This is a genomic window from Streptomyces synnematoformans (genome assembly GCF_039531005.1).
Taxonomy (GTDB): Bacteria; Actinomycetota; Actinomycetes; order Streptomycetales; family Streptomycetaceae; genus Streptomyces; species Streptomyces synnematoformans.
In genome coordinates, this window is sequence record NZ_BAAAPF010000238.1 from 1 (window position 1) to 7,227 (window position 7,227).

Genomic DNA, 7,227 nt, shown 5'->3' on the forward strand with positions numbered 1-7,227 from the left:
CGCCGTCGCCGGCGCGCGCGGCGGCGACAAGGGCGGCAGCGCCAACGTCGGCGTCTGGGCCCGGCCCGCCCTCGGCACGGCCGCCTGGCGCTGGCTGGCCCACACCCTCACCGCCGAGCGCTTCCGCGCACTCCTCCCGGAGACCGCCGCCCTCCCCGTCGTACGGCACGTCCTGCCGAACCTCCGCGCGCTCAACTTCACCGTCGACGGCCTCCTCGGCGAGGGCGTCGCCTCCCAGGCCCGCTTCGACCCGCAGGCCAAGGCGCTCGGCGAGTGGCTGCGCGCCCGGCACGTCGACATACCCGAGGAGCTGCTGTGACCGTGCTGGCCTCGTCGCTGGACACCGCGGGCGCCGAGTACGCCGCCCGCCGCGCCGCGATGCTCGACAAGCTCGCCGGCCTCGACGCCGAGCACGCCAAGGCCGTGGCCGGCGGCGGCGAGAAGTACGTGGCCCGGCACCGCGCCCGCGGCAAGCTGCTCGCGCGCGAGCGCGTCGAGCTGCTCCTCGACCCCGACACCCCGTTCCTGGAGCTGAGCCCGCTGGCCGGCTGGGGCTCCGACTCCCCCGCATACACGGTGGGCGCCTCGCTCGTCACCGGCATCGGCGTCGTCTCCGGCGTCGAGTGCCTGATCACAGCCAACGACCCGACCGTGCGCGGCGGCGCGTCCAACCCCTGGACGCTGAAGAAGGCGTTCCGCGCCCACGAGATCAGCCTCGCCAACCGGCTGCCGTCGATCCACCTGGTGGAGTCCGGCGGCGCCGACCTGCCGTCGCAGAAGGAGATCTTCATCCCGGGCGGGGCGCTGTTCAAGTTCCTCACCCGCTCGTCGGCCGCCGGCATCCCCACGGTCGCCGTCGTCTTCGGCAACTCCACGGCGGGCGGCGCGTACGTGCCGGGCATGAGCGACCACGTGATCATGGTCAAGGAGCGGGCGAAGGTGTTCCTCGGCGGCCCGCCGCTGGTGAAGATGGCCACCGGCGAGGAGAGCGACGACGAGTCCCTGGGCGGCGCCGACATGCACGCCCGCACCTCCGGCCTCGCCGACTACCACGCCGTCGACGAGCCGGACGCCCTGCACACCGCCCGCCGCGTCGTCGCCCGCCTCGACTGGCGCAAGGCCCACCCCGACCCGCCGCCGGCCGCCCCGCCCGCGTACCCGGAGGACGAGCTGCTGGGCGTCGTGCCGGGCGACCTGAAGGTCCCGTTCGACCCGCGCGAGGTCATCGCGCGGGTCGTGGACGGCTCGGACTTCGACGAGTTCAAGCCGCTGTACGGGACGAGCCTGGCCACCGGCTGGGCCCGGCTGCACGGCTACCCCGTCGGGATCCTCGCCAACGCGCGCGGCGTGCTGTTCAGCGCGGAGTCGCAGAAGGCCGCGCAGTTCATCCAGCTCGCCAACCAGCGCGACATCCCGCTGGTCTTCCTGCACAACACCACCGGCTACATGGTCGGCAAGGACTACGAGCAGGGCGGCATCATCAAGCACGGCGCCCAGATGATCAACGCCGTCTCCAACTCCCGCGTACCGCACCTGTCGGTGCTCATGGGCGCCAGCTACGGCGCCGGCCACTACGGCATGTGCGGCCGCGCCTACGACCCGCGGTTCCTCTTCGCCTGGCCCAGCGCCAAGTCGGCGGTCATGGGCCCGCAGCAGCTCGCGGGCGTGCTGTCGATCGTCGCGCGGGCGTCGGCGGAGGCGAAGGGCACGCCGTACGACGAGGACGGCGACGCGGCGCTGCGCGCGATGGTGGAGCAGCAGATCGAGGCGGAGTCGCTGCCGGTGTTCCTGTCCGGGCGGCTGTACGACGACGGGGTCATCGACCCGCGGGACACCCGGACGGTGCTGGGGATCTGCCTGTCGGCGATCCACACGGCGCCGTACGCCGGGGTGCACGACGGGTACGGGGTGTTCCGGCTATGAGCGTGCCATCGGCTTCGACGACGGAGGACCGCACTCCCATGATCCGCACCCTCCTCGTCGCCAACCGCGGCGAGATCGCCTGCCGCGTCTTCCGCACCTGCGCAGAACTGGGCGTCACGCCCGTCGCCGCGCACTCCGACGCCGACGCGGACGCGCTGCACGTACGGACCGCGCTGGCCGCCGGCGGCGCGGCGGTACGGCTGCCGGGCAACGTGCCGGCGGACACGTACCTGCGCGCCGACCTGCTGGTGGCGGCGGCGGTCTCCGCCGGCGCCGACGCGGTGCACCCCGGCTACGGGTTCCTCTCCGAGAGTGCGGAGTTCGCCCGCGCCGTGGCCGCGGCCGGGCTGACGTGGGTCGGACCGCCGCCGGCGGCGATCGAGGCGATGGCGTCCAAGACGCGGGCGAAGGAGCTGATGGGCCTCGCGCCCTTCGACCCGGCGAAGGCCGTGGAGGACGACCTGCCGCTGCTGGTCAAGGCCGCGGCGGGCGGCGGCGGGCGCGGCATGCGGGTCGTACGCGAACTCGCCGCGCTGGACGCCGCGCTGGCGGCGGCGTCGGCGGAGGCGGAGGCGGCGTTCGGGGACGGCGAGGTGTTCGTCGAGCCGTACGTCGAGGGCGGGCGGCACGTGGAGGTGCAGGTGCTCGCGGACGCGCACGGCGGCGTGTGGGCGCTGGGCACCCGCGACTGCTCGCTGCAGCGCCGGCACCAGAAGGTGATCGAGGAGGCCCCGGCGCCGGGGCTGCCGGCGGGGGCCGCCGCGTCGCTGGAGGAGACGGCGGTACGGGCGGCGCGGGCGATCGGGTACGTGGGCGCGGGGACGGTCGAGTTCCTGCTGGCGCCGGACGGGCGGGCGCAGTTCCTGGAGATGAACACGCGGCTGCAGGTGGAGCACCCGGTGACGGAGGCGGTGTACGGGGTGGACCTCGTCGCGCTGCAGTTGCGGGTAGCGGAGGGCGCGCCGCTGCCGCCGGACCCGCCGCACCCGGCGGGCCACGCGGTGGAGGCCCGCCTGTACGCGGAGGACCCGGTGTCGGACTTCACCCCGCAGACGGGCGAGCTGCACCGCCTGACGCTCCCGGCCGCGACGGCCGGGGGCGGCGATGTGCCGTACGCCGCGGGGGTCCGGGGGCGCAGCCCCGGCGGGGTCGGGGGCGGAGCCCCGGTTTCGGGAGGTGGGGGTACCGGCCACGTCGCCGGGGGCGGCGGTGCGCCGCATGCCGCGGGGGTCCGGGGGCGCAGCCCCGGCGGGGGCCGGGGCGGAGCCCCGGTTTCGGGAAGGGGAGGGATCGGGGAACCCCCCACCCTCCGCCTCGACACCGGCTACACCGCCGGCGACACCGTCACCCCGTACTACGACGCCCTCCTCGCCAAGGTCATCGTCCACGCCCCCACCCGCGCGGAAGCGACCCGCCGCCTGGCCACGGCACTGCGCCGCGCCCGGATCCACGGCCCGGTGACGAACCGGGACCTGCTGGTGCGATCGCTGGAGCACGGCGAGTTCGTCCGCGCGGAGATGACGACGTCCTTCTACGACCGTCACCTCCCGGCGCTCACCCGCCCACCCGGCGACGGGACCACCGCACCAACCCCCCTCCGACTCGCCGCCCTCGCCGCCGCCCTCGCCGACGCCGCCGCGCGGCGCGGGACACCCGGCGCCGTGCTGCCCGCGCGGTTCGGGGGGTGGCGCAACGTGCCGTCGCAGCCGCAGGCGAAGACGTACCGGGCCGAACCCGGCGGCGTCGACGTCGAGGTCCGCTACCGCCGCACCCGCGACGGCGTCCACGCCGACGACCTGCCCGGCGTGCGCGTGCTCGCCGCCGCGCCCGGGCGCGTGGTGCTCGACGTCGAGGGCGTCACCCGCGCCTTCGACGTCGCCGCCTACGCCTCCGGCCCCGGTGTCCCGGAGCCGACCGCCTACGTCGACGGCCCGCACGGCTCGTACGCCCTGCGCCCCCTGCCCCGCTTCCCCGACCCGCGCGCCGACACCCCGGCCGGGTCGCTGCTCGCCCCCATGCCCGGCACCGTCGTCCGGCTCGCCGACGGGGTGGCCCCGGGCCGGTCCGTACAGCGGGGCCAGCCGCTCCTCTGGCTGGAGGCGATGAAGATGGAGCACGAGGTAGCCGCCCCCGCCACCGGCGTGCTGACCGCCCTGCACGCCGCCCCCGGCCGCCAGGTGGAGGTCGGCGCGCTTCTCGCCGTGGTGGATGCAGCCGGCCCAGCCGAAGAAGCCGAAGAAGCCGAAGAAGCCGAACAAGCCGAACAAGCCGAACAAGCCGAGGCAACCCCGCCCCACACCCCGCCCCGCGACCAGGAAGGCCCCCGGCCATGACCAGTGCCGTCCTCGACCCCCAGGAGCACCGCGACCTCCGCGCCGCCGTCGCCGCGCTCGGCGCCCGCTACGGCCGCGACTACTTCACCTCCGCCGTCCGCGACGGCCGGCACACCGACGAGCTGTGGGCCGAGGCCGGCAAGGCCGGCTACCTCGGCGTCAACCTCCCCGAGGAGTACGGCGGCGGGGGCGGCGGCATCGCGGAGCTGGCGATCGTGCTGGAAGAACTGGGCGCCGCCGGCAGCCCGCTGCTCATGCTCGTCGTGTCGCCCGCGATCTGCGGCACCGTCATCGCCCGCTTCGGCACCGGGGAGCAGAAGCGGCGCTGGCTCCCCGGGCTCGCCGACGGCACGCGCAAGATGGCCTTCGGCATCACCGAGCCCGACGCCGGCTCCAACTCCCACCGCATCACCACCACCGCCCGCCGCGACGGCGGCGACTGGGTGCTGACCGGCCGCAAGGTGTTCATCTCCGGCGTCGACATCGCCGACGCCACGCTCGTCGTGGGCCGCACCGAGGACGCCCGCACCGGCAAGCTGAAGCCCTGCCTGTTCATCGTCCCGCGCGACGCCGAGGGCTTCCAGCGCACGCAGATCCCGATGGAGCTGCACGCCCCGGAGAAGCAGTTCGAGCTAGTCCTCGACGACGTGCGGCTGCCGGCGGACGCCCTCGTCGGCGACGAGGACGCCGGTCTGCTCCAGCTCTTCGCCGGCCTCAACCCCGAGCGCATCATGACCGCCGCGTTCGCGCTCGGCCTGGGCCGGCAGGCGGTGGCGCAGGCCGTCGAGTACGCCCGTACCCGCCAGGTGTGGAAGGGCGGCCCCATCGGGGTGCACCAGGCCGTCGCGCATCCGCTCGCGCAGGCGCACATCGAGCTGGAGCTGGCGCGGCTGATGACGCAGAAGGCGGCCGCGCTGTACGACGCGGGTGGTGCCGACGAACTGGCAGCAGCCGCGGGCGAGGCGGCGAACATGGCGAAGTACGCGGCGGCCGAGGCGGCGGCGAAGGCCGTCGACCAGGCCGTGCACACGCTGGGCGGCAACGGCCTCAGCACGGAGTACGGTCTTGCGCAGATGCTCACCGCGTCCCGCGTGGCCAGGATCGCCCCGGTCAGCCGGGAGATGATCCTCAACTACGTGTCGCACCAGACGCTGGGCCTGCCCAAGTCGTACTGAGAACGCAGACGTACCGAAGGAGCACCCCCACGCCATGACCGACGCACCCGCCGACGCGGCCGCCGCCGACGCGCCCCTCGTCCGGATCGCGCGCGACGACCGCGGCGTCACCACCCTCACCCTCGACTCCCCGCACAACCGCAACGCGCTGTCCACCCGCCTCATGGCCGAGCTGCACGCCGGGCTCGCGGAGGCCGCGGAGGACGAGGACGTACGGGGAGTCCTGCTCACCCACACCGGCAACACCTTCTGCGCGGGCGCCGACCTCAGCGAGGCCACCGGCGCCGCGGCCGGCCCGTCCGGCGGTACGTCCGCCGGCCCGTCCGGTGGCCCGTCCGGCGGCTCGTCCGGCGGCCCGGCCGCGGCCACGGACGGGCCGCTGGCGCTGGCGCGGCTGCTGCGGGCGGTCGTGGAGTGCCCGAAGCCCGTCGTCGCCCGGGTCACCGGCCACGTACGGGCCGGGGGGCTGGGGCTCCTCGGCGCCTGCGACATCGCGGCGGCGGGCACGGGCGCGACGTTCGCCTTCACCGAGGCGCGGCTCGGCCTCGCGCCGGCGGTGGTCTCGATGCCGCTGCTGCCGCGCCTCGACGCCCGCGCGGCCGCCCGCTACTACCTCACCGGCGAGCGCTTCGGCCCGGAGGAGGCGGCCCGTATCGGGCTGGTCACGCTGGCCGGCGACGACGTGGACGCGCTGCTGACGCCCGTGCTCGACGGGCTGCGGGCGGCGTCGCCGCAGGGGCTGGCGGCGTCGAAGCGGCTGGTCACGGGCGAGGTGCTGCGCACCTTCGACCGCGACACGGAGCCGTTCGCGGAGCTGTCGGCGGCGCTGTTCGCGTCCCCCGAGGCCCGCGAGGGGATGACGGCGTTCCTGGAGCGCCGGGAGCCGAAGTGGTTCCGCTGACGGACGCCCCGCGGCAGCCACGGGGGCGGGACCCGCGGCAGGACCGCAGCCGGGCGACGCGGCAGCGGCTGCTGGAGGCGGCGGTCGCGTGCCTGGCGGAGCTGGGGTGGGGCGGGAGCACGGTCAGCGTGGTCGCCGAGCGGGCGGGCGTCTCGCGCGGGGCGGCGCAGCACCACTTCCCGACCCGGGAGGACCTGTTCACGGCGGCGGTGGAGCACGTGGCGGCGGAGCGCTCGGCGGCGCTGCGGGCGCTGCCGCCGCGGGGGGCGCCGTCGGCGGGCACCGCGGATCTCGTACCAGGCGGCGGGGCGGGTCCCGTACGAGCCGACGCGACCGCCGCCGTCGTGCGCGGCATCGTCGACCTCTACACCGGTCCGCTGTTCCGCGCCGCGCTCCAGCTCTGGGTCGCCGCCGCCAACGAGGAGCAGCTCCGCCCCCGCGTCGCCGCGCTGGAGGCCCGCGTCGGCCGCGAGGCCCACCGCATGACGGTGGCGCTGCTCGGCGCCGACGAGTCGGTGCCGGGCGTACGGGAGACGGTGCAGGGCTTCCTCGACATGGCCCGGGGCCTCGGCCTGGCGACCCTGCTCACGGACGACAGCGCCCGCCGCGACCGCGTGGTGCAGCAGTGGTCGCACCTGCTGACGGCGGCGCTGGCGCACACCCGCTGACCCGCCGCCGCGAAGACCCCCGACGTTCCCCGCACTCCCGCCCAAGGGTAGGTCTCCCCGCTGACATCAGCGCCCCCGCCGGGACCCGGGCTCCCACCGACTCCCCGGCCGCCGCCCGCCCCGGGTCCGCCGCCAGCCGCGCCCTGCCGCCACGCCGCCCCGCGAGGACTCACGACGTTCCCCGCACTCCCGCCCAAGGGTAGGTCTCCCCGCTGACATCAGCGCCC

The 7,227-nt window shown here is 76.0% G+C and carries 6 protein-coding genes; all 6 read left to right on the forward strand.

The window, feature by feature from the left end:
• Window positions 1–319 (forward strand): AtuA-related protein (locus ABD317_RS26940; RefSeq protein ID WP_425582447.1); only part of this gene is annotated, 319 nt, incomplete at its 5' end.
• Window positions 316–1,923, forward strand: a complete 1,608-nt coding sequence (locus ABD317_RS26945; protein ID WP_027755191.1) for a carboxyl transferase domain-containing protein — start codon at window positions 316–318, stop codon at window positions 1,921–1,923. The genes ABD317_RS26940 and ABD317_RS26945, both read left to right, overlap by 4 nt.
• Before the next feature lie 38 nt (window positions 1,924–1,961).
• Entirely contained in the window at window positions 1,962–4,256 is a 2,295-nt protein-coding gene (locus tag ABD317_RS26950) for an ATP-binding protein (RefSeq protein ID WP_344292839.1), read from the forward strand.
• A complete protein-coding gene (locus ABD317_RS26955; RefSeq protein WP_344292841.1) occupies window positions 4,253–5,431 on the forward strand; it encodes an acyl-CoA dehydrogenase family protein in 1,179 nt (392 codons plus the stop codon). Before ABD317_RS26950 ends, ABD317_RS26955 begins: the two co-directional genes overlap by 4 nt.
• A 34-nt stretch (window positions 5,432–5,465) precedes the next feature.
• On the forward strand, window positions 5,466–6,332 hold the full coding sequence (locus ABD317_RS26960; protein ID WP_344292843.1) for an enoyl-CoA hydratase family protein: 867 nt from the start codon (window positions 5,466–5,468) through the stop codon (window positions 6,330–6,332).
• Window positions 6,320–7,000: a TetR/AcrR family transcriptional regulator gene (locus ABD317_RS26965; RefSeq protein WP_344292845.1), complete on the forward strand. Its 681-nt coding sequence runs from the start codon at window positions 6,320–6,322 to the stop codon at window positions 6,998–7,000. The genes ABD317_RS26960 and ABD317_RS26965 overlap by 13 nt, the downstream gene beginning before the upstream one ends.
• Window positions 7,001–7,227 lie beyond the last annotated feature (227 nt).